The following is a 21,621-nucleotide window of genomic DNA, read 5'->3' as shown; positions in this document are numbered from 1 at the left end:
CGGGTCGAGAGGGATCGGCGCGCGGGGACGCCTCGGTCCCCGCGCGCCGGTGCGACGCCTAGTGTGCGCCCGGGGTCAGCATGGTCTCCATCACCTTGTCGAGACTGAAGCTCGCCGCCTCCTGGCGTGGCGGGAACTCCTGGAAGGTCTCCAGGAAGTTCGCCACATAGGCCTGTGCCGGCACCAGCAGGAAGGCGCGGTCGAGCTGCCAGTCGTGATAGGTGTTGGAGGTGATGGTCGCGCGCTCGTACGGATCACGCCGCAGGTTCTCGATCAGCGGCACCCGCAGCGGCACGAAGGGCTCCATCCACACCCGCAGCGTGCCCGGGCTCTTCTGCTCCATGAAGAGGATCTTCCAGTCGTCGTAGCGCAGCGCGGTCAGGTCGCCGTCGTCGGAGAAGTAGAAGATCTCGTGGCGCGGCGTGTCCGCGGTCTCGCCGGTGAGCAGCGGCAGGATGTCGTAGCCGTCGAGATGGACCCGGTAGTCGCGCCCGATCGCCTGATAGCCCTCGAGCAGCTGCTCCTTGATGCCGGGCTCGCCGGCGATCGCGAGCAGCGTCGGCAGCCAGTCCATGTGATGGACGATGGCGTTGCTCCAGGTTCCGGGCTCGATCCGGCCCGGCCAGCGCACCATCGCCGGCACCCGCCAGCCGCCCTCCCAGTTGGTGTTCTTCTCGCCGCGGAAGGGGGTCGCCGCCGCGTCCGGCCAGGTGTTGTAGTGCGGGCCGTTGTCGGTGGAGTAGAACACCAGGGTGTTGTCGGCGATGCCCAGTTCGTCGAGCTTGTCGAGCAGCTGGCCGACGTGCATGTCGTGCTCGACCATGCCGTCGGCGTACTCGTCCTGCCCGGAGATGCCGCGCAGCTCGTCCTTGACGTGGGTGCGAAAGTGCATGCGGGTGCCGTTCCACCACACGAACCAGGGCTTGCCCGCCTTGGTCTGCTCCTCGATGAAGCCGAGCGCGCGGGCGACGGTCTCGTCGTCGATGGTCTCCATCCGCGCCTTGGTCAGCGGGCCGGTGTCCTCGATCTTCTGGGTGCCGTCGGGCAGGGCCCAGGCGTGGATCACGCCGCGTGGCCCGAAGCGCTCGCGAAAGGCCGGGTCCTTGGGATAGTCGAGGTTCTCCGGCTCCTCCTCGGCGTTGAGGTGGTAGAGATTGCCGAGGAACTCGTCGAAGCCGTGGTTGGTCGGCAGGTGCTCGTCGCGGTCGCCGAGGTGGTTCTTGCCGAACTGGCCGGTGGCGTAACCCTGCGCCTTGAGCAGCCCGGCGATGGTCGGGTCGGCCTCGTGCATGCCTTCCTCGGCCCCCGGCAGCCCGACCTTCGAGAGCCCGGTGCGGAACACGCTTTGGCCGGTGATGAACGACGAGCGCCCGGCGGTGCAGGACTGCTCGCCGTAGTAGTCGGTGAAGGTCAGGCCCTCGTCGGCGATGCGGTCGATGTTGGGCGTCTGGTAGCCGACCAGCCCGTGGGTGTAGGCGCTGATGTTCGACTGACCGATGTCGTCGCCCCAGATCACCAGGATGTTGGGCGGCTCGGCGGCACCGGCAGTCGAGACCGCGAGCAGCGCCGTCAGCCCCAGCCCCAGGGCGCCGCGCCGATGGCGTCCCCTCGGATGCGTGCGATACGACCTCGGATGTTGCGATCGAGCCATCTGCAATCTCCTCTGGTTGGTCTTGCGTTGCGCGCGCGTGCGCCGGACGAGGGACGAACGCCCGCCCGGGATCCGTCAGCGACCCCGGGGGCAGTGCCCGATGTCGCGTCATCAGTCGAGTGAGCGAGTCGGACGTCGAACCCGCTCGGGGAGGTGTCGCCATCGCTGGGGCTTGGGGCGTCGCCCTTCGGGGTCGGTCGGCGGAATGGCGGTCGAGGTCGGTTGCTGTTGGGTTTTACACTTTGGGTGTAAAAGACTCATTCGCAAGTCGCTCGTTCGGGGTGAGCGACCCGAAGGGTATGCCGGTGTGACGGGCGGGGGCGGTGGATGGTGCCCCGGCGCTTGTGGTCCTGACTCGGGCAGGGAAAAAGAGCGATCGGCCAGCTCGCTGGTTGGCCAAGGTGCGGCGTGCCGCAGGATGGATGGCGCTCTCGCGTGGATCGATGGGGTGAGTGACCGACCGGCCCGATGCCGATGATCGGCGTCCGCGCCCGGTCACTCATCCCATCCTACGTCTCGCCCTCTTAGCGCCCTTGGCGCCTTTGCGGTTCAATCTCTCCGGTCGGCGGGCGTCTCTGGCGGCGCGCTGTCCGGCGCTGCCGGGCTCGCGGGCTCCTCCGCCGGTGTCGGCGCTGCCGGCGCGACCGTCAGGTCATCGGCCTCCAGCTCGAGCAGCTCGCCGAGGTCGTAGCGCGAGAGCCGGAAGACATGGGGCAGGTGGTCGCTCTGTAGCGCATAGTCGCCGTCGTCGAGCGCGCCGATGCGGTAGTGGCGCGTGCCCGTCTCCAGACTGATGTCGAGTTCGAGCACCGGCTGGTCGAGCCCGTGCGCGGACTCGGTCCCGGCATCGAGCAGGGTGCGGTAGCCGAGGTTGGCGACGCTGCGCACCAGGGTGTCGATGGCGTGCTGGTCGGCGCTGCGGCCCTCGGTCGCGCCCTCCAGTTGCCAGCCCTCGCCGTCGCGCGCGACCCGCCAGCCGTCACCGGCGATGGCGGTGATCTGCTCCGGGTCGACACGCAGCAGCCCGGTGTCGATCCAGTCCTCGGCGCGGTTGGAGAGATCGGCGAGGGCGAGCGGCAGGTCGAGCACCGCCGTCTCCCCGGCGGGGCGGGCGAACAGCCGACGGTAGCCGGGCGAGTCGCCGGCATAGAGGGTGGCGAGCGGCTCGCCGCCTTGGTCGGCGAGCACCAGCCGCCGCTCGAAGGCGTCGTCGGCGACGCGGAAGCGTGCCAGGGCCGCGTCGCTGGTGGCGATCGGCGGGGTGCGGCGCAGTGCGCCCAGGGTGTCGAGCAGGCGCGCGACCTGACCCTCGCGCACCGGCACGCCGCCGAGGCTGGCGAGGGTCCAGCCGTCCTCGCCGCGTTCGAGCACCAGTGGCTCGCTGTCGTCGGGGCCTGCGATGGTCACCCGCGCGACCGTCTCGGGGTCGAGGTCGAAGAGCGCCGCGCCGCTCGGGGCGGGGGTGCCGACCCCGGCGCCGCCGAGCCCGAGGATCAGGGCGAGGAGCAGTTGGAGCGCCAGGAACGCGCCCAGCGCGATCACCACGGGCGCGCGCAGATCGGCGCGCCAACGCATGTCGATGGCCGTTGTCATCGTGCTTCACCTCCGCTGGCGAGGATGGCCGCCGCGGCGCGGGCGCGCCGCCGCCGGGCCATCCGATGCAGCCAATAGACCAGTGCCAACCCGGCGAGGGCGGCGAGATAGTTGATGGCCTCCCAGAACACCCGTGCCTGCTGGTCGAGCGGCGCCAGGGTGCGGCTGAACTGGCCGCGACCGCGCAGCGCGAGCAGCCCCCGGTCCTCCAGCGACCACTCGACGGCGTTCTGGATCAGCTCGACCGGCTTGAGGTAGTGGGTCTGGGTGGCGTCGGTGGCGAGCCCGATGGCGGTGTCGGTGAGGAAGCTCGACGAGCCGATCAGGATCAGCCGTGCCGAGGCCGGCGAGCTGTCGACCACGCCCGAGATCACCGGCGCGGCGTCCTCGGTCTCGGCCTCGTCGGCCGCCGTGTCGTCGTCGCTGCCTTCGAGCAGCGGCGAGGGCCGACCGGCGAAGGGCGAGTCGAAGCGACCCTCGAGGGCGACGGCGAGGAGCTTGCGGCCGCGGTCCTCGCCGCGGGCGAAGCCGAGCGCGCCGTGGGCGTCGAAGTCGGGCTGCATCTCCTCCGAGTCGCTGCTCCAGGCCCGGTCCGAACTCTCCAGCAGGCGCGTCACCCGCCGCCCGGTCGCGGCCTCGGCATCGAGGGTGATCGGCGAGGTCCAGTTCATGGTGATCCAGCCGAGGTTGGCGGTGATGCCGGAGTCGGCATCGAGTCCGTCGTCGCGCACGTCGGGGAAGTAGGGATAGTCGAGGGTCTGGATCTCCTCGACCAGGAAGCCGCCGATATCGCGCTGTACCGGGATCGGGAAGGGGGTGTTGCGCGGGTCGAGCACCAGGCTCGGCTCCAGGGTGATGCCGTGATGGGCGAGCCAGTCCTCCAGCCCGGTGTCGATGCGCCGGGCGCCGATCGAGCCGCCGCCGAGATCGACGTCGAAGCGCGAGGCGGCGAGGATCACGGTGCCGCCCTGCATCAGGAACTGGTCGATGGCGAAACGCTGGCGCTCATCGAGCGACTCGGGGGCGATCACCAGCAGCAGATCGGTGGTGTCGGGGACCTGGCCGCTGCCGAGATCGGTATCGACCAGGTTGAAGCCCTCGCGCAGCCGCTCGCGCAGCAGGCTGTAACCGGGGCCGCCGGCACCGGGCATGCCGAAGCGGTTGGGGCCCTGCTGCGGGGTGTAGAGCGCCAGGGTGCGCAGCATCCCCGGGGCGAAGCGCTTGACCGCGGCGGTGATGGTGCGGTCGAGCCCGGCACGGTCGAGCGACTCGGGCAGCGGCACCGGGATCACCTGCTCGCCGGCGCGCACGATCATGTAGAAGTAGAAGGGCGTCGGGTCGAGCAGGCTGACCACCAGCGGCTCGAAGCCGTACTCGCTGGCGATGCGCTCGGCCAGGGCGCCGTCGCCGGCGTCCGGGTCGCTGATGCGGTAGTCGAAGCGCCCGTCGGCACGCTCGGCGAACTCGGCGAGCACCGATTCCAGATCATCGCGCAGCGCCGGCAGCGGCTCGGGCAGGCGCTCTGGGGCGGAGACGAAGGCCTCGAGCGTCACCGGCGTGGTCAGCCCGGCGAACACGTCGGCGCCGCCGCGATAGCCGTAGAGCACCTTCTTGATGGTGCGGGCGATGTCGTACTCGGGGTTGCGCAGCCGCACCTCCAGGTCGGACTCGCCGCGCACCTTCACCTCGATCAGGTCCTTGAAGCTGAGCGTCTCGTACTGATCGCCGTACTGTACCAGCAGGTCGAAGTAGGAGTTGACCACCGAGGTCTGGTAGCGATCGGCGCTCTGGAAGGCGACCGGGTGGATGCCGTAGCGCTCGCCGGCCTCGCGTTCGAGTTCGGGGTGGTCCTTGGGATCGACGAATTCGACTCGCACCCGATCGCCGCCGGCGATCTCGATCTCGCGCAGCAGGTCGCGCAGTTGCGGCACCAGCGGGGCGAGCAGCGGATGGGTCTCGGCGCTGAAGTAGCCGCGGATCAGCAACGGCTCCTGGAGCTGGGCGAGATAGTTGCGGGTGGGCTCGGAGATCGAGTAGATCCGCCCCTCGGTGAGGTCGACGCGGGCGTTGCCGATGGCGTTGAGCCACAGGTTGGCGGCCACCAGGTTGGCCACCACCAGCAGGGTGACGAGTCGCCAGCGCCGGTGATGACGCGGGTTGGCCTCGTCCTCGGCCCAACGCAGCCGCTCCAGGCTGTGGACGGTGAGGGCGAGGAAGATGCCGACGATGCTCAGGTAGTAGGCGAGATCGCGCAGATCGATCACCCCGCGGGTGATGGAGTCGAAGCGCGCCCCGGTGCCGAGCAGGCGCAGCAGCTCGCCGCCGCCGTGGCCGAACAACCCGGTCAGGGTCTCGGCGCCGATCAGGTAGAAGAGGGCGCAGATCAGGGTCGCGCCGATCAGCGCGACGATCGGGTTGTCGGTGCGCGCCGAGACGAACAGCCCGATCGCGAGATAGGCCGCCGCCAGCAGCAGGGTGGCGAGATAGGCGCCGAACACCGGGCCCCAGTCGAGCGGGCCGAGCAGCGCGACGGTGAGCGGCAGCGGCAGGGTCAGCGCCAGGGCCACGGCGACCAGCGCGAGCGCGGCGAGGAACTTGCCGAGCACCAGCCGGTAGAGCGGCACCGGCAGAGTGAGCAGGGTCTCGAGCGTGCCGGCGCGGCGCTCCTCGCTCCACAGCCGCATGGTCAGCGCGGCGCTGAGGAAGATCAGCAGGATCGGCATCCACTCGAACAGCGGCCGCACGTCGGCGATGTTGCGGGCGAAGAAGGCGTCGACCCAGAAGAAGACGAACAGACAGACGGCGAGGAAGCCGCCGATGAAGAGATAGGCCACCGGCGAGCCGAAGAAGGCCGCCAGCTCGCGCCGGGCCACGCGCAGGGTCTCAGCCATGATGCACCTCCACGGGCCGCTGGGTGACGGCGCCGAACAGCGCCTCGAGGTCGTGACGTTCGGGGGCGAGCGCGTGGAGCGGCCAGTCGCGCGCGGTGATGGCGGCGGCGACGCTCGGCGCGGTGGCGTCGGGATCGGCGGTGGTGAGGGCGTAGCGATGGCGTCCGCCCTCGCCGCCGAGGTGCTCGACCGCCTCGACCCCGGCCAGCTCGACGAGCGCCGGGCGCGCCTCGTCGGGGCCCCGGTCGAGGGTGACCATCAGACGCGGCGCGCCGCCGATGCCGGCGAGCGGCCGGTCGAGCGCGAGCCGGCCACCGTGCATGATCAGCACCCGATGACAGACCGCCTCGACCTCCTGGAGGATGTGGGTCGAGAGGATCACCGTCGCCTCGCGGGCGAGTTCGCGCACCAGATCGCGCATGTGCTGGATCTGCGCCGGGTCGAGCCCGTTGGTCGGCTCGTCGAGGATGAGGATGCCCGGCTCGTGGAGGATCGCCTGGGCGACGCCGAGACGCTGGCGATAGCCGCGCGAGAGGGTGGCGATGGTCGCCTCCGCCTTGGCGCCGAGCGCGGTGCGCTCGATCGCGCGGCGAATCATCCGCGGGCGCTCGGCGGTGGCGATGCCGCGCAGCGCGGCCTGGTAGTCGAGCGCCTCGATCACCGTCAGCTCGGGCGGCAGCGGACAGTTCTCGGGGAGATAGCCGATGCGCCGCTGGATCGCGCGACGCTGCTCGGCGATGTCGAGCCCGTCGACGCGGATCCGTCCCGCGCTCGGCTCAAGGAAGCCGGTCAGCATCTTCATGATGGTGGTCTTGCCCGCGCCGTTGTGGCCGAGCAGCCCGACGATCTCGCCACGGTCGATGGAGAACGACACCTCCCTGACCGCTTGCAGCTCGCCGTAATTGCGACTGAGCTCGCGAACCTCGATCATGGTCAAACCTCGGTGATGGAGTTGCGAAGATGGGTGCCGCGCGCTGGCGGCAGGGCATGGATTTCACCGCAATCGACCCGGTATCCGCAAGGGTTCTCGCATGATCGTGGACGCAACGGAACCAATCGGGCGCGAAACCATCGAAAGCAGTTCGGTCCGTCGCTGGCGCCGGTGAGCGGCGCCTGGCAAATCAATCGAATCCGGCCCCGCCGTCGAGGCGAACCAAGCCGCTGCAGCCCCCGACTGGCCCTGGCCCATCACCAGGGCACCAGCACCCGGCCCTCCATCAACCGCCGCGCGCTGCGTCGCATGATCGCGCGGCGCGCCGTCCAACCCGCGTCCGCGGGCACCACCTCGGCACCGACCTCCAGCACCCCGGCGGGGTGCCCGATGCGCACATGGCGCACGCCGTGCTCTCCGGCCCAGGGGGTGAGGGCGTTGACCAGGGTGCCGGGAAGGGCGGCGGCGACCGCCAGCGCCACCGCGCCGGTGCCGGTGAAGGCGTGGTGCAACCGCCCCATCGAGAGGATGCGGGCGAGCAGGTCGCAGCGCGTGGCCGGAACGCTGACGCCGGTCGAGTCGCGATAATCGGCGGCGGGCGCGACCCAGGCGAGCTTGGGGGTGGCCGGTCGCGCGCGGCTCACCGCCTCGGGTGTCTCGCCCAACCCCATGCGTACCGCGCAGTGGGCGCGGATGCGTTCGAGCCGGTCGAGCAGCGCGGGGTCGCCGTCGATCGTCGCGCGCTGCTCGCGTCCGTCGAGCCCGAGATCGGCCGCGCGCACGAATACCGTGGGGTTTCCGGCGTTGATCAGACTGACCGCAAGGACGCCGACTCCGGGGACCTCGATCTGCTCGCACGCCTGACCGGTGGGCAACAGCGGTGCCTCGGCCGAGCCACCGGGGTCGAGAAAGCTCAGCTCCACCGCCGCGCCCGGCCAGGGCACGCCGTCGAGCCGGAAGTCGCCGTCGACCACGGGTTCGCCGTCGCGCACCGGCACCCGGGCGATGATCCGCTTGCCGATATTGGCCTGCCAGATACGCACCTCGGTCATCCCCTCCTGGGCGCGGACCAGCCCCTCCTCGATCGCAAAGGGACCGACGGCGGCGGTGAGGTTGCCGCAGTTGCCGCTGTAGTCGATCACCGGGTCGGTGATCGAGACATGGCCGAAGCGGTAGTCGACATCGCAGTCCGGGCGCTCGGAAGGGGCGATCAGCACGACCTTGCTGGTGCTCGAGGTGGCACCGCCGAGCCCGTCGATCTGCTGGCCGTAGGGATCGGGGCTACCGAGCGCGCGCAGCAGCAAGGCGTCGCGCTCGGCAGGATCGGCGGGCAGGTCGGCGGCGTGGAAAAACACCCCTTTGCTGGTGCCGCCGCGCATCCACACGGCGGGAACACGCCGCTGGGCGCGACGGGGGCGGGTGGGATCGGACATGTATCGAACTCCTTGGCTGGACGATCGCCCGATTGTCCACGCGGCGTCCGCGAGCCGCCAGCCTTCAACTACCTGAACCCGTAGGTTGGGCTGCCGTATAGCTGTTGTGTCCCGGAGGGGCTTATGACGGCATGGACCCACGCCGATCGGCCTGCCGATGCTCCCATAAGCGCCACAGCTTCCAGCCGGCGCCGATGACCAGCATAGAGGCGATCGATACCCCCAGATAGATCCAGAGCGCGACCCAGTGCGGGCTGACGATCTTGGTGTCGGGCGCTTGGTCCTCGACCCCGATCCAGCTCAGCAGGGCCGTCCAGTCGCGCGGCATGCCCTCGAAGATGAACGGGAAGAAACTGGCGAACAAGGCGAGCGGGAAGCCGATGAAGGTCAGGAAGTTGATCAGCCGGCCCGAGCGTAGCTCGGTGTAGCTGCGCAGGCTCTGCTCCAGATCGTCGATGGTGCGGTCGATGGTCTCGATCTCGCTCGCGATCGCCCAGCGACATTCAAGCGCCTGACGAAAGGCGGTGATGTGGGCATCGTCGGTGACCGGGGCGGTACGGTTCAGCCCAGCGCGCATCCGCAGCTTGATCTCGACGAGCCGGTCCAGGGTGGTCATGCTCCCGAGCTTGCGCCAGCGCCGCTTGATCAGATGCCTGTTGATCTGCTCGAACAGACCCCGCGCGCTCTTGCCGGTCTCGCGCAGCAGGTGCAGCCGCTCGGCGACCTTGGTGATCTCGGCATCGACGGCCTCCCCGCACAAGGGCATGGAGCGCCAATCGTCCAGCACCAGGACCCCTTCGGCATGGATGAGCACATAGCCACCGGGGACCTGAAGGAAATCGAAGCTGTCGATGCAGGGTAGATTCGCCAGGCGCCGTGCCTCCCGCCCTCCCGGCTGGAGACAGGCGGCGAGACAGCGCTGGAAGGTCGGGGTGATGAGCGCGGGTTCGTATCCCTGGGGCGAGAGCCCCGCCTCGGGGCCGTCCTGTCCGCTGCGGGGCCATTTGAGGCTCAACTTACGCTTGCCGGTATCGGCGACCGGCTCGGCCACGCAGTCCGCCAGCGCCTTGAGCTCATCGGACCCATCGATGAAGCGCTGGCTTCGAGTCGGCTCGTAGCAGTCCCAGAGCGCCTCCAGAACATGCGGAGACCACTCCAGACGCGACCCGAGACGCCCGTCGGCCAAGCGACGAGGGGCGCCGATGAGGGTATGGCGACCATGATCATCCCACCAGGGCTGATTCGGGCTCGGCGCGCCATCGGGTCTGCGGCCACCGGGATAGCTCTTGAGCGCCCTGGGGGCATCGTTGGGCCGCTGGCCTTCCCACCGCTCGTCTTCCAGATGCTCCAGCCGCTCCCAGAGATCGCGCAGATGCACACCCGCGATCGGATCGACCGAGATCGTCATATCGTTGCCCGTCCCCGTCTCGGCGGGTCGGTAGAGCGCCATCAGACCGAAGCCGTCGCCCAGATAGGTGTGGGTGCGATCGTTGCGCAGAAAGATCTTCTTGGCGCCGCACAAGGCCATCTCGTCGAGCAGACAGGCATCCACGACCTTGTAGCGTCGGCCGTCGCCCTGCATGGGCAGCAGCAGCTGGAGCCGCTCCGCGTGCTCCAGGGCCTGCAGATACACCTGCCATTCGTAGCGCAAGAAGGCATAGGCACGCTCGCTCTCCTCGCAGTTCGGCAGCTCGTCGATGCGATCCGGGGCCTGACCGGCGAGCAAGAGCGCGAGGGTGAAGCGCAGACAGGAGAGCCACGCCTGCCCTGGAGCCAGGGCCTCCGGCACGCTCTTTGGCCGCCCCTCGAGCGCCGCTGCCTGGAGCGATTCCACCGACCAATGACCATGGGCGAGCGCCGAGAGCAGCGGCCCCCAGGCGCGCAAGGGGTCGGAGACGCGCGAGGCGCCACGCTCCCATTGCAATGTGTAGCGGATCCAGTCGCCGGGCAGGTCGTCGGCCGCCACCCCATTTTGCCTGGCAAGAAAGAGGATCAAGCCCAGGCAGCTATCCGGCGAGGCGTCCTCGACTACCAGGGTGAAGCGGTCGAAGAAACGATCCGGTGGCGCATCCGCGCCCAGCAGACTGCGCCATCGATCCTGTCGCTCGCGATCCGGATCCAGCACCAGCCGGGTCACCGCATCGCGGTCGTACAGCTTGTTGTTCAGATAGAGGCCCGTGTCTTCCCCCGCTGCCGGTTCACCGCAGCCGATATAGCACCGATCGGCACCCGCGCTCCCCTGACGGGTCTTGAAGCACACGGGTGGAATGAGGTGGGATGCCTCGGGCTCCCCCTCTCTCAGGTCCTGAAGCCGCCGCTCCAGGACGCTCAGGCCGGTGTCGAGCGCGGACAGAAAGTCGGTCCAATCCATTCGTGAGGTTCCCACGTATTTCGTCCCCCAAGGGGTTGGTCTCATGCGACCGTCTGGTCGCGGCGCTGGTTCGCCGCTCACTGTTGCATGAACTCGACGGGGGGAGCGATAGCCAAGTGTCGAGTGCAATCGCTTGCGGTTGTAGAAGACCTCGATGGACTCGAAGGCCGTCGCGCGCATTGCCTCGCGGGTCGGGAAGCGCTCGCCGAAGACGCACTCGTGCTTGAAGCTGTTGAGCCAGCTCTCGGTTGGGGCGATGACCAGGCTGCGCCGCACCTAGTGACGTACCGTCTGCTCCACCAGGCCCATCTCACGTGCCACCGAGGCGATACTGCGAGAGCCCCGACTGCACCCGCTTGAGCGCCTGCTGCTTGAAATCCAGCGTGTATACCTGTTTGGCCTGCTGGACCGGTGAATCGATGGCGGCAGTCGCTGAAGCAGATCCGCACCCTCGGCGCTTCCACGATATGACCTCGGACTGCAATCGCTGCTGCCATCGCTATATCCGTCCGGCGAAGGGCCGCAGCAGTCGCTCGATTGCCCACAGCACCGGGCGCGGCAGCTTGGCCATGGCCAGCCTATAAATCAGCCCGGTGGCGAGCGGTTGCTGCCCGGTTGCGGCCAAGTCATCGGCGATGGATCGCACCGCGTCCTGATCCTGAATGCTGTGTCCCGCGCCCTTGAGCCGGATGCGGGCTAGATACCATTGTGCAAGCTCGACTTGCGCCCAAGGGGACCAGAGGGGCGGCTTGCCCCCAAGGCTCAGCAACAGGTCTCGAATGCCCTCACCGATCGCGATGGCGGCGTCATAGTCGGCGATGGCGGCGGCGGGGCCGTGGCCGCTGGCGGACTGCTTGGCGTTGCCGCGGTTCACGTAGGCGCGAGCGAGGTCGTTACGCAGACCGACTTCCCAGCGCCCCGCGGGCTCGAGCAGTTGGCGCACGGCCTCCATGATCGCGATGGCGGCGTCATGGTCGGCGATGGCGGCGGCGGGGCCGTGGCCGCTGGCGGACTGCTTGGCGTTGCCGCGGTTCACGTAGGCGCGAGCGAGGTCGTTGCGCAGATTGACTTCCCAGCGCCCCTCGGGCTCGAGCAGTTGGCGCACGGCCTCACCGATCGCGATGGCGGCGTCATAGTCGGCGAGGGCGGCGGCGGGGCCGTGGCCGCTGGCGGACTGCTTGGCGCCGCCGCGGTTGCTGTAGGCGCGGGCGAGGTTGTTGCGCAGACCGACTTCCCAGCGCCCCTCGGGCTCGAGCAGTTGGCGCACGGCCTCCATGATCGCAATGGCGGCGTCATAGTCGGCGATGGCGGCGGCGGGGCCGTGGCCGCTGGCGGACTGCTTGGCGACGCCGCGGTTCATGTAGGCGGTGGCGAGGGCGTTGCGCAGACTGACTTCCCAGTGCCCCGCGGGCTCGAGCAGTTGGCGCACGGCCTCACCGATCGCGATGGCGGCGTCATAGTCGGCGATGGCGGCGGCGGGGCCGTGGCCGCTGGCGGACTGCTTGGCGTTGCCGCGGTTCATGTAGGCGTTGGCGAGGTCGTTACGCAGACCGACTTCCCAGCGCCCCGCGGGCTCGAGCAGTTGGCGCACGGCCTCACGGATTGCGATGGCGGCGTCATGGTCGGCGATGGCGGCGGCGGGGCCGTGGCCGCTGGCCGACTGCTTGGCGTTGCCGCGGTTCATGTAGGCGTTGGCGAGGGCGTTGCGCAGCTCGACTTCCCAGCGCCCCTCGGGCTCGAGCAGTTGGCGCACGGCCTCCATGATCGCAATGGCGGCGTCATAGTCGGCGATGGCGGCGGCGGGGCCGTGGCCGCTGGCGGACTGCTTGGCGGTGCCGCGGTTCATGTAGGCGTTGGCGAGGGCGTTGCGCAGCTCGACTTCCCAGCGCCCCTCGGGCTCGAGCAGTTGGCGCACGGCCTCACCGATTGCGATGGCGGCGTCATAGTCGGCGATGGCGGCGGCGGGGCCGTGGCCGCTGGCGGACTGCTTGGCGTTGCCGCGGCTCATGTAGGCGTTGGCGAGGTCGTTGCGCAGACCGACTTCCCAGCGCCCCTCGGGCTCGAGCAGTTGGCGCACGGCCTCACCGATTGCGATGGCGGCGTCATGGTCGGCGATGGCGGCGGCGGGGCCGTGGCCGCTGGCGGACCGCTTGGCGATGCCGCGGCTCATGTAGGCGTTGGCGAGGTCGTTGCGCAGGTCAACTTCCCAGCGCCCCTCGGGCGCGAGCAGTTGGCGCACGGCCTCACCGATCGCGATGGCGGCGTCATAGTCGGCGAGGGCGGCGGCGGGGCCGTGGCCGCTGGCGGACCGCTTGGCGATGCCGCGGTTCATGTAGGCGTTGGCGAGGGCGTTGCGCAGGTCAACTTCCCAGCGCCCCTCGGGCTCGAGCAGTTGGCGCACGGCCTCACGGATTGCGATGGCGGCGTCATAGTCGGCGATGGCGGCGGCGGGGCCGTGGCCGCTGGCCGACTGCTTGGCGTTGCCGCGGTTCATGTAGGCGCTGGCGAGGTCGTTGCGCAGGTCGACTTCCCAGCGCCCCTCGGGCTCGAGCAGTTGGCGCACGGCCTCACCGATCGCGATGGCGGCGTCATAGTCGGCGATGGCGGCGGCGGGGCCGTGGCCGCTGGCGGACTGCTTGGCGTTGCCGCGGTTCACGTAGGCGCGAGCGAGGTCGTTGCGCAGGTCGACTTCCCAGCGCCCCTCGGGCTCGAGCAGTTGGCGCACGGCCTCACCGATCGCGATGGCGGCGTCATAGTCGGCGAGGGCGGCGGCGGGGCCGTGGCCGCTGGCGGACCGCTTGGCGACGCCGCGGTTCATGTAGGCGGTGGCGAGGGCGTTGCGCAGACTGACTTCCCAGTGCCCCGCGGGCTCGAGCAGTTGGCGCACGGCCTCACCGATCGCGATGGCGGCGTCATAGTCGGCGAGGGCGGCGGCGGCGGGGCCGTGGCCGCTGGCGGACTGCTTGGCGTTGCCGCGGTTGCTGTAGGCGCCGGCGAGGTCGTTGCGCAGGTCGACTTCCCAGCGCCCCTCGGGCTCGAGCAGTTGGCGCACGGCCTCACGGATCGCGATGGCGGCGTCATAGTCGGCGAGGGCGGCGGCGGGGCCGTGGCCGCTGGCGGACTGCTTGGCGAGGCCGCGGTTGTTGTAGGCGCGAGCGAGGTCGTTGCGCAGGTCGACTTCCCAGCGCCCCTCGGGCTCGAGCAGTTGGCGCACGGCCTCACCGATCGCGATGGCGGCGTCATAGTCGGCGATGGCGGCGGCGGGGCCGTGGCCGCTGGCGGACTGCTTGGCGGTGCCGCGGTTGTTGTAGGCGCTGGCGAGGTCGTTGCGCAGGTCGACTTCCCAGCGCCCCTCGGGCTCGAGCAGTTGGCGCACGGCCTCCATGATCGCGATGGCGGCGTCATAGTCGGCGATGGCGGCGGCGGGGCCGTGGCCGCTGGCGGACTGCTTGGCGTTGCCGCGGTTCACGTAGGCGCGAGCGAGGTCGTTGCGCAGGTCGACTTCCCAGCGCCCCTCGGGCTCGAGCAGTTGGCGCACGGCCTCACCGATCGCGATGGCGGCGTCATAGTCGGCGATGGCGGCGGCGGGGCCGTGGCCGCTGGCCGACTGCTTGGCGTTGCCGCGGTTCATGTAGGCGCTGGCGAGGTCGTTGCGCAGGTCGACTTCCCAGCGCCCCTCGGGCTCGAGCAGTTGGCGCACGGCCTCACGGATCGCGATGGCGGCGTCATAGTCGGCGAGGGCGGCGGCGGGGCCGTGGCCGCTGGCGGACTGCTTGGCGTTGCCGCGGTTGTTGTAAGCGTGGGCGAGGTCGTTGCGCAGATTGACTTCCCAGCGCCCCTCGGGCTCGAGCAGTTGGCGCACGGCCTCACCGATCGCGATGGCGGCGTCATAGTCGGCGAGGGCGGCGGCGGGGCCGTGGCCGCTGGCGGACTGCTTGGCGTTGCCGCGGTTCATGTAGGCGCGGGCGAGGTTGTTGCGCAGACCGACTTCCCAGCGCCCCTCGGGCTCGAGCAGTTGGCGCACGGCCTCCATGATCGCAATGGCGGCGTCATAGTCGGCGATGGCGGCGGCGGGGCCGTGGCCGCTGGCGGACTGCTTGGCGACGCCGCGGTTCATGTAGGCGGTGGCGAGGGCGTTGCGCAGACTGACTTCCCAGTGCCCCGCGGGCTCGAGCAGTTGGCGCACGGCCTCACCGATCGCGATGGCGGCGTCATAGTCGGCGATGGCGGCGGCGGGGCCGTGGCCGCTGGCAGACCGCTTGGCGTTACCGCGGTTGTTGTAGGCGCTGGCGAGGTCGTTGCGCCAGACGACATCCCCCGTACGGGCCATGTGGCGTGCATGCAGCAGACAGCAGGTGTTGCTGACGATGGCGGCGGGCAGCTCCATGGCCCGGTGCCTCGTTTCGGCCTCGGCGTGGATGAACCCGATCAGCCGCCGGTTTCCGGCCACGGCATCGCCCTGATCCGTATCGCCGCCGAGGCTGGCATGGGCGAGGGCCTGTCGCAGCAGCAGTGTGCGGACCGGCTCATCTTCGACCTTGGTCATGGCCTCTGATTGCTCGATTGGCACGGCTTGCTGGGCCTCCCCGCTCACGGTCGCCGGCGCGTCGGCCGCCAACGCCAGCGCCTCGTCGGCGAGGCGCCGATGCGTCGCCATGAGCCGCGGTCCGAACTCCGGATGCTCCTTCACCGCTTCGGTCAAGCCCCGTACCCCGAGCCGATAGTGGGCGGAGGCGCTGGTCCCGGCGCGCCAGGTGCCGAGCACCGAGCGCAGGCGCAGCACCACGTAGAGTAGTTCGGCCTCGGCGCCAGTCTGGTGGGTGAGGCGCGCCAAGACATCGAGCGCCAGGCCGTGCCAGGTCTGATCCAGCTCCGGCGGCCACTCGGGCTGGGCGATGAGCCAGGCATGGGCGCGCTCGGTCGCGGCGAGGGTCAGCAGTAGCGTCAGGGCCAGGTCGGCGTGCTTGGGGCCGAGCTCGTCCTGAAGCTGCTCGAGGTAGCCGTGAAACAGCGCGCTGCGTGCTGGCAGGGCGTGGATTGCGGCGGGGTCGGCGGGGATGCTCTGATCGTGGATACGATCGATCAGGAAGGCGAGATAGAGGAACAGCCCGTTCGCCTTCTCGACGATGGCTTGGTAGAGGGCGTCGAGCCGCTCGGCGGCCGTGGCGCGAGCCGCTGTCGGGTTGGTGCCGGTCGCCAGGGCCGCGGCTTCGAGGTGCGCCGCGACGGTGGCGAACTCGCGGTCGAAGTAGGCGCGCAGCAGCCCCCGATAGCCGGGGTCGTTCAGGTCTGCGGCTCGCGACTCGAGGCCACTGCGGCGCAGTTGGTCGGTGCGCTCGCGGACCCAGCGCGGGCAGCCCTCCGCGTCGAGGGGGCGGGAGGTCAGCAGCAGGTAGGTGCGCTCTGGCAGGGTGTCCGAGCTGGGGATGAAGTCCAGCAGGCTGCCATCGGCGTCCGGCGGGCGCAGTTCGTCGAGGCCGTCGAGGCAGATCAGCAGCGGCCCATCGAAGCCGGTGCGTGCCCGGGCGAGCTGGCGATAGGCGGCGAGCCCGGCGGCCAGGGTGGCGGGTTTGTCTGTGGCCTGCTCGTCGATGCGCGGCAGGCGTCTCTCGTTGTCGTCGGCCAGATCCAGGCTGCGCTTGAGCTCCGCCTCGAGCAGCGGCAGCAGGCGAGCGGGGCCGTAGCTGTATTCGCGGCGGATGAAGACGGCGGCGACGCGCAGGGGCTCGCCGGGCAGCAATGGCTGGTCGTCCAGATTGGCCTGCAGACCATGCACGAACAGGCTCTTGCCCACATGGCCCGGGGCCTGCAGCCAGAGCACGCCGCGGTCGTTAGCGGCGATGAAGTCGCGCAGGGGTGCGCGCAGCCAGTCCGGGGAGAGGTAGCGGGCCTCGAAGGCCAGGGTGTCGAACAGGGCCAGGGTGCTGGCGCGGCCGAGGGCGAGTGGCCCGGTGTCGGCCGCGGGCAGCGGTGGTAGCGGGCGGCGAGCGGCGTGGCGGTGCAGGTCCGGCACCTGGTGCCAGTGGCGCGACATGCGGTGGCCGCGCCGGTAGTCGAGCAGGTCGAAGCGGTGGGCGCGGCGATCATGGCCGTTGACGAAGAAGATGTCGCGATACCCGCACAGGGCACAGATGCGCGCGGCAAGGTGGGGCGCGAGGTCCAGGGGCTCGGCGCCGCGCTGTTGGAGCAGCACCGGTGCCGGCTCGAGTCCGTTCTCGGCCGCGTCGTCGCGGTGGTCTGGAATGCTCGGGGCGCCCACCAGCGGAACGTTGTCGCTGTCCGGCATGCGTACGGCGAGGGTCAGGTCGCTCCAGGGAGCCTCGGCGACGGCAAATCTCAGGCCCTCGGCCAGCGGCATCGGCTTGGGATGCTTGTCCATGCCGATGCGGGCCCACTCCTGTCTGGGCAGGTCACCCAAGAGCCAGTGGCGCAGGGCCGCGACGATTTCGGTCTGGTCATGGCGCCAGGCGCCATGGCCCTCACGGTTGCGCAGCGCTACCTGGTCTCTCAGTGCCTGGGCGAAGGGTGTGGGCTTGCCCTTGGCATCCAGGACCAACCGGACCAGGCGCAGTGCCGGCGGTGCCGATGATGAGTATGCGGCGTCGAGCAAGCCTGGCGCCAACTCGTCGCAAAGCAGGGTGCGCCAGGTGCCCATGGCCGGCATGCGGCCGTACAGCGTGTCGTGCACGATGGCGGCGAGGGCGCCGTCCGGATCTCGCCGCTCGGCCTCGGCGGCCAGGATGGCGGTCGGCAGCTTGATCAGCACCTCGGCAAGGTCCCGCAACTGCCATAGTGCGGCGGCAGCATTGCCGGTGGCGAGGAGCTGCCCGAGGGCGTGGGCCTCGTGCGCGATGGGGCCGGGCCAGGTGTCGACGAGCGTGGCCAGCCAAGGCTGTCGCGACCAGTCGGCACCGAGCTGGCGGCAAGCGGCGGCCGGGGCGTTCAGCTGTGCGGCACTCATCGCCGGCTCAGACCGCATGGCCTGGCGTAACAGGCGCCGGACGGCCACCGACAGGCGCTCGCGGTCGGCCGCATCGGCGATGACCTCAGCGAGGCCTGGCTCGTCCAACGCATCGAGCAGTGCCTCCCCGTGCCACTCGCGTTCGCGGAATGCATTGGCGTACCCGCCGAGCTCGAGCCCGTCGAGCCAGACGGCGACAGCTTCGGCGGTGGCAATGGCGGCGAAGGGGTGATGACTCTGGTGCATCCTGCGTTTCCTTGGAGTGTGCTCTGTGACCTGACAAGCGATGATACCCGAGCCAATGCCGGGAGATAACAGTGGGGCGTGAGGAGTGCCGTGTGCTGCTCCGCAAGGCGTTGTGTTTGGTGTTTAAGTGACTGATATTAAATAATTTATATTTTAAGGCGGCCCTTCTGCTTGCGTTCTTGACGCGAACGAGACGCACAGCGGAGGTCGCCGTGTCAGGTGCAATATTTCCCTCTTACTACAGCCGCATATCCTCATGGCGGTCCAGCTCCACGCACTCGATAGTGACAGGCCCTGGCCCGAGCCTGATACCGTCGTCGCCAATCCGATCAACCTACGGCGCTCAGGACGGACGTCGATGCCTGAGAAGATCGGCGCGGATGTTGGGTTGCCCACCGGTCAACGGCCATCGCGCCACCGCAGGGACGGCGTATCGGTGGGCAGCCCAACCTACGGCGCTCAGGACGGACGTCGATGCTTGAGAAGATCGGCACGGGTGTTGGGTTGCCCACCGCTCAATGGCTATCGCGCCATCGCAGGAACGGCGTATCGGTGGGCAACCCAACCTACGGCGCTCAGGATGGGCGTCGATGCCTGAGAAGATCGGCACGGATGTTGGGTTGCCCACCGCTCAATGGCTATCGCGCCATCGCAGGGACGGCGTATCGGTGGGCAGCCCAACCTACGGCGCTCAGGACGGACGTCGATGCTTGAGAAGATCGGCACGGATGTTGGGTTGCCCACCGGTCAACGGCCATCGCGCCATCGCAGGGACGGCGTATCGGTGGGCAGTCCAACCTACGGCGCTCAGGACGGACGTCGATGCTTGAGAAGATCGGCACGGGTGTTGGTTTGCCCACCGGTCAACGGCTATCGCGCCATCGCAGGAACGGCGTATCGGTGGGCAGCCCAACCTACGGCGCTGGCGCTCAACTCGTTTGATCCGCCCCGGGCGTGAGGATGCGGCGCCAGCGTCGGCCGTCGTTGCGCAGCAGGTCGCCGGCGGCGGCGGGGCCCCAGGTGCCGGCGGCGTAGTTGGGGAAGTCGCGCGCCGGTAGCGCCGACCACACGTCCTGTACCGACTCGACGATCTCCCAGCCCTTCTCGACGGTGTCGGCGTGCTTGAACAGGGTAGCGTCACCGTGCATGCAGTCGTAGATCAGGGTCTCGTAGCCGGTGGCCGGGGCGTTGCCGAAATAGTCGGCGTAGCAGAAGTCCATGTTGACGGTGCCGACGCGCATCTTGGGTCCGGGGACCTTGGCGCCGAAGCTCATCTGGATGCCCTCGTTGGGCTGGATGCGCAGCACCAGCATGTCGGGATCGAGCTGGTCGACATCGGTGTCCTTGAACATGATCTTGGGGGCGCGCTTGAACTGGATGACGACCTCGGTGTACTGGGCGTTGAGCCGCTTGCCGGTGCGCAGATAGAAGGGCACCCCGGCCCAGCGCCAGTTGTCCATGCTGAGCTTGAGCGCAGCGAAGGTCTCGGTGCGCGAGTTGGGCGCCACCCCGGGCGAGGTGCGGTAGGCCTGGACTTGTTCGCCGCTCGGCATCCGCCCCTCGCCGTACTGACCGCGCACGGCGTGGGTGAGGACCTGCTCGGGGGTGAGCGGCTGGAGTGCGTCGAGCACCTTGTTGATCTCGTCGCGTACCGCCTCGGAGTCGAACGAGTTGGGCGGTTCCATCGCCAGGAAGCCGAGCAGCACCAGCAGGTGGTTGGGGATCATGTCGCGCAGCGCGCCGGCCTTTTCGTAGTACTCGCCGCGGTGTTCGACCCCGACGGACTCGGCGACGGTGATCTGCACGTGATCAATGTGCTGGCGGTTCCACAGCGGCTCGATGAAGGCGTTGGCGAAGCGGAACACCATGATGTTCTGCACGGTTTCCTTGCCGAGGTAGTGATCGATGCGATAGATCTGCTCCTCGTCGAGGTTCTGGTGGAGCAGCCGGTTGAGCGCCCGGGCCGACTCCAGGTCGTCGCCGAAGGGCTTCTCGATGATCACCCGGCGCCAGTCGTCCGGGGTCTCGGTGGTGAGGCCGACGGCGCCGAGCAGCCGGGTGATGTCGCCGAACAGCGCCGGCGGCACCGCGAGATAGAACAGATAGTTGCCGTCGGTGCCGCGCTCGGCGTCGATCCGGGTGAGGCGCTCGCAGAGCGCGACATAGCTTTCGCGCTCGGTGATGTTGCAGCGCATGTAGTGGATGCGCTCGCACAGCCGCTCCCAGACGTCCTGGTCCCAGGCCGCGCCGACATGATTGCGCACCGCCTCGGCCATGCGGTCGCGGAAGGCCGCGTCGTCGAGTTCGAGGCGGTCGACCCCGAGCACCGCGAAGGTCTCGGGCAGCAGCCCGCCGCGCGAGAGGTGATAGAGCGCCGGGACCAGCTTGCGCCGGGTGAGGTCGCCACCGGCGCCGAAGATGATCATCACGTTCGGCGGCGCCGGCGGGGCGTTGTCGGAGGTCAGTCGTTGTTGCATGGGGATCGCTCCTTGATGGGCGGGCGCTCAGGCGGACTTCTCGTGGTGACCGCCGAACTGGTAGCGCATCGCCGAGAGGATGCGATTGGCGAACTCGGCCTCGCCCTGGGAGTTGAAGCGCTCGTAGAGCGCGGTGGTGAGCAGCGGGGTCGGGGTGCCGGTCTCGATCGCGGCGATGCTGGTCCAGCGTCCCTCGCCGGAGTCCGACACCCGTCCGCTGAAGTTGCCGAGTTCGGCGTCCTCGGCGAGCGCGTTGGCGGTGAGATCGAGCAGCCAGGAGGAGACCACGCTGCCGCGCCGCCACAGCTCGGCGACCTCGGCCAGGTCGATGTCGTACTGGTAGTGCTCGGGGTTGGCCAGGGGCGCGGTCTCGGCGTCGGTGGCGCGCTCGGCGCGCCCGGCGCCGGCGTGACGCAGCAGGTTGAAGCCCTCGGCATAGGCGGCCATGAGGGCGTATTCGATACCGTTGTGGACCATCTTGACGAAGTGTCCGGCGCCGCTCGGTCCGCAGTGGAGATACCCCAGCTCGGCGCCGCGCGGCGGACCCTCGCGCCCGGCGGTGCGGGGGATGTCGCCGACGCCGGGGGCGAGATCGGCGAGGATGGGTTCGAGTCGGGCGACGGCCTCGGTGGCGCCGCCGACCATCAGGCAGTAGCCGCGCTCGCGTCCCCACACCCCGCCGCTGGTGCCGCAGTCGATGAAGTGGATGCCCGCAGGCGCGAGCCGTGCGGCATGGGCGATGTCGTCGCGGTAGTTGGAGTTGCCGCCGTCGATGATCGCGTCCCCCGTCTCGAGCTGGGGTTCGAGCACGTCGATCACCGAGTCGACCACGCTCGCCGGGACCATGATCCAGACATGGCGGGGGGCGGCGAGTTGGGCGCACAGCTCGGCGATGTCCGCCGCGCCGCTCGCGCCGTGCTCGACCAGGGCGGCGACCGCCGCCGGGTCGCGATCGTAGACCACGCACTGGTGGCCGGCGGCGAGCAGGCGCTGCACCATGTTCGCGCCCATGCGGCCGAGTCCGATCATTCCGAGTTGCATCGTTGCGCCTCCGTTGGCAGTCGTGA

The 21,621-nt window shown here is 69.6% G+C and carries 8 protein-coding genes and 1 pseudogene; all 9 read right to left on the bottom strand.

The window, feature by feature from the left end; translation table 11 throughout:
- Nucleotides 1–58: 58 nt before the first annotated feature.
- The 9 genes and pseudogenes from ACAM26_RS10690 to gnd all read right to left on the bottom strand — a co-directional run bounded on the left by ACAM26_RS10690 (nucleotide 59) and on the right by gnd (nucleotide 21,595).
- Nucleotides 59–1,651 carry an arylsulfatase gene (locus tag ACAM26_RS10690; RefSeq protein ID WP_190288045.1) on the bottom strand — a complete coding sequence of 531 codons (1,593 nt, stop codon included), beginning with the start codon at nucleotides 1,649–1,651 and terminating at the stop codon, nucleotides 59–61.
- A 549-nt stretch (nucleotides 1,652–2,200) separates the two neighbouring features.
- Nucleotides 2,201–3,244 carry a DUF4340 domain-containing protein gene (locus ACAM26_RS10685; protein WP_369613611.1) on the bottom strand — a complete coding sequence of 348 codons (1,044 nt, stop codon included), beginning with the start codon at nucleotides 3,242–3,244 and terminating at the stop codon, nucleotides 2,201–2,203.
- Nucleotides 3,241–6,135 carry a Gldg family protein gene (locus tag ACAM26_RS10680; protein WP_369613610.1) on the bottom strand — a complete coding sequence of 965 codons (2,895 nt, stop codon included), beginning with the start codon at nucleotides 6,133–6,135 and terminating at the stop codon, nucleotides 3,241–3,243. Before ACAM26_RS10680 ends, ACAM26_RS10685 begins: the two co-directional genes overlap by 4 nt.
- Nucleotides 6,128–7,066 carry an ABC transporter ATP-binding protein gene (locus ACAM26_RS10675; RefSeq protein WP_369613609.1) on the bottom strand — a complete coding sequence of 313 codons (939 nt, stop codon included), beginning with the start codon at nucleotides 7,064–7,066 and terminating at the stop codon, nucleotides 6,128–6,130. Before ACAM26_RS10675 ends, ACAM26_RS10680 begins: the two co-directional genes overlap by 8 nt.
- Before the next feature lie 257 nt (nucleotides 7,067–7,323).
- Complete coding sequence (prpF, locus tag ACAM26_RS10670) at nucleotides 7,324–8,499, bottom strand: 2-methylaconitate cis-trans isomerase PrpF (protein ID WP_369613608.1); 1,176 nt, start codon at nucleotides 8,497–8,499, stop codon at nucleotides 7,324–7,326.
- A gap of 2,470 nt (nucleotides 8,500–10,969) precedes the next feature.
- Nucleotides 10,970–11,116, bottom strand: a pseudogene (locus ACAM26_RS10665) (IS3 family transposase); the annotation flags it as partial.
- A gap of 253 nt (nucleotides 11,117–11,369) precedes the next feature.
- Nucleotides 11,370–18,077, bottom strand: coding sequence for a hypothetical protein (locus ACAM26_RS10660; RefSeq protein WP_369613607.1), 6,708 nt, complete (start codon nucleotides 18,075–18,077; stop codon nucleotides 11,370–11,372).
- A 929-nt stretch (nucleotides 18,078–19,006) separates the two neighbouring features.
- On the bottom strand, nucleotides 19,007–20,554 hold the full coding sequence (zwf, locus tag ACAM26_RS10655; protein ID WP_123141600.1) for a glucose-6-phosphate dehydrogenase: 1,548 nt from the start codon (nucleotides 20,552–20,554) through the stop codon (nucleotides 19,007–19,009).
- 27 nt (nucleotides 20,555–20,581) lie between these two features.
- Complete coding sequence (gene gnd, locus ACAM26_RS10650; protein ID WP_369613606.1) at nucleotides 20,582–21,595, bottom strand: phosphogluconate dehydrogenase (NAD(+)-dependent, decarboxylating); 1,014 nt, start codon at nucleotides 21,593–21,595, stop codon at nucleotides 20,582–20,584.
- Between the last annotated feature and the right edge of the window lie 26 nt (nucleotides 21,596–21,621).

This window comes from Marichromatium sp. PS1 (assembly GCF_041155115.1).
GTDB classification, from domain to species: domain Bacteria; phylum Pseudomonadota; class Gammaproteobacteria; order Chromatiales; family Chromatiaceae; genus Marichromatium; species Marichromatium gracile.
This window is presented reverse-complemented; position numbering and strand designations above follow the sequence as displayed.

What these genes read in the sequence shown, in the direction of transcription:
- ACAM26_RS10675 (WP_369613609.1), bottom strand. Translation starts at nt 7,066, where the DNA reads ATGATCGAGGTTCGCGAGCTCAGTCGCAATTACGGCGAGCTGCAAGCG.
- ACAM26_RS10660 (WP_369613607.1), bottom strand. Translation starts at nt 18,077, where the DNA reads ATGCACCAGAGTCATCACCCCTTCGCCGCCATTGCCACCGCCGAAGCT.
- ACAM26_RS10685 (WP_369613611.1), bottom strand. Translation starts at nt 3,244, where the DNA reads ATGACAACGGCCATCGACATGCGTTGGCGCGCCGATCTGCGCGCGCCC.
- ACAM26_RS10680 (WP_369613610.1), bottom strand. Translation starts at nt 6,135, where the DNA reads ATGGCTGAGACCCTGCGCGTGGCCCGGCGCGAGCTGGCGGCCTTCTTC.
- ACAM26_RS10690 (WP_190288045.1), bottom strand. Translation starts at nt 1,651, where the DNA reads ATGGCTCGATCGCAACATCCGAGGTCGTATCGCACGCATCCGAGGGGA.
- prpF (WP_369613608.1), bottom strand. Translation starts at nt 8,499, where the DNA reads ATGTCCGATCCCACCCGCCCCCGTCGCGCCCAGCGGCGTGTTCCCGCC.
- gnd (WP_369613606.1), bottom strand. Translation starts at nt 21,595, where the DNA reads ATGCAACTCGGAATGATCGGACTCGGCCGCATGGGCGCGAACATGGTG.
- zwf (WP_123141600.1), bottom strand. Translation starts at nt 20,554, where the DNA reads ATGCAACAACGACTGACCTCCGACAACGCCCCGCCGGCGCCGCCGAAC.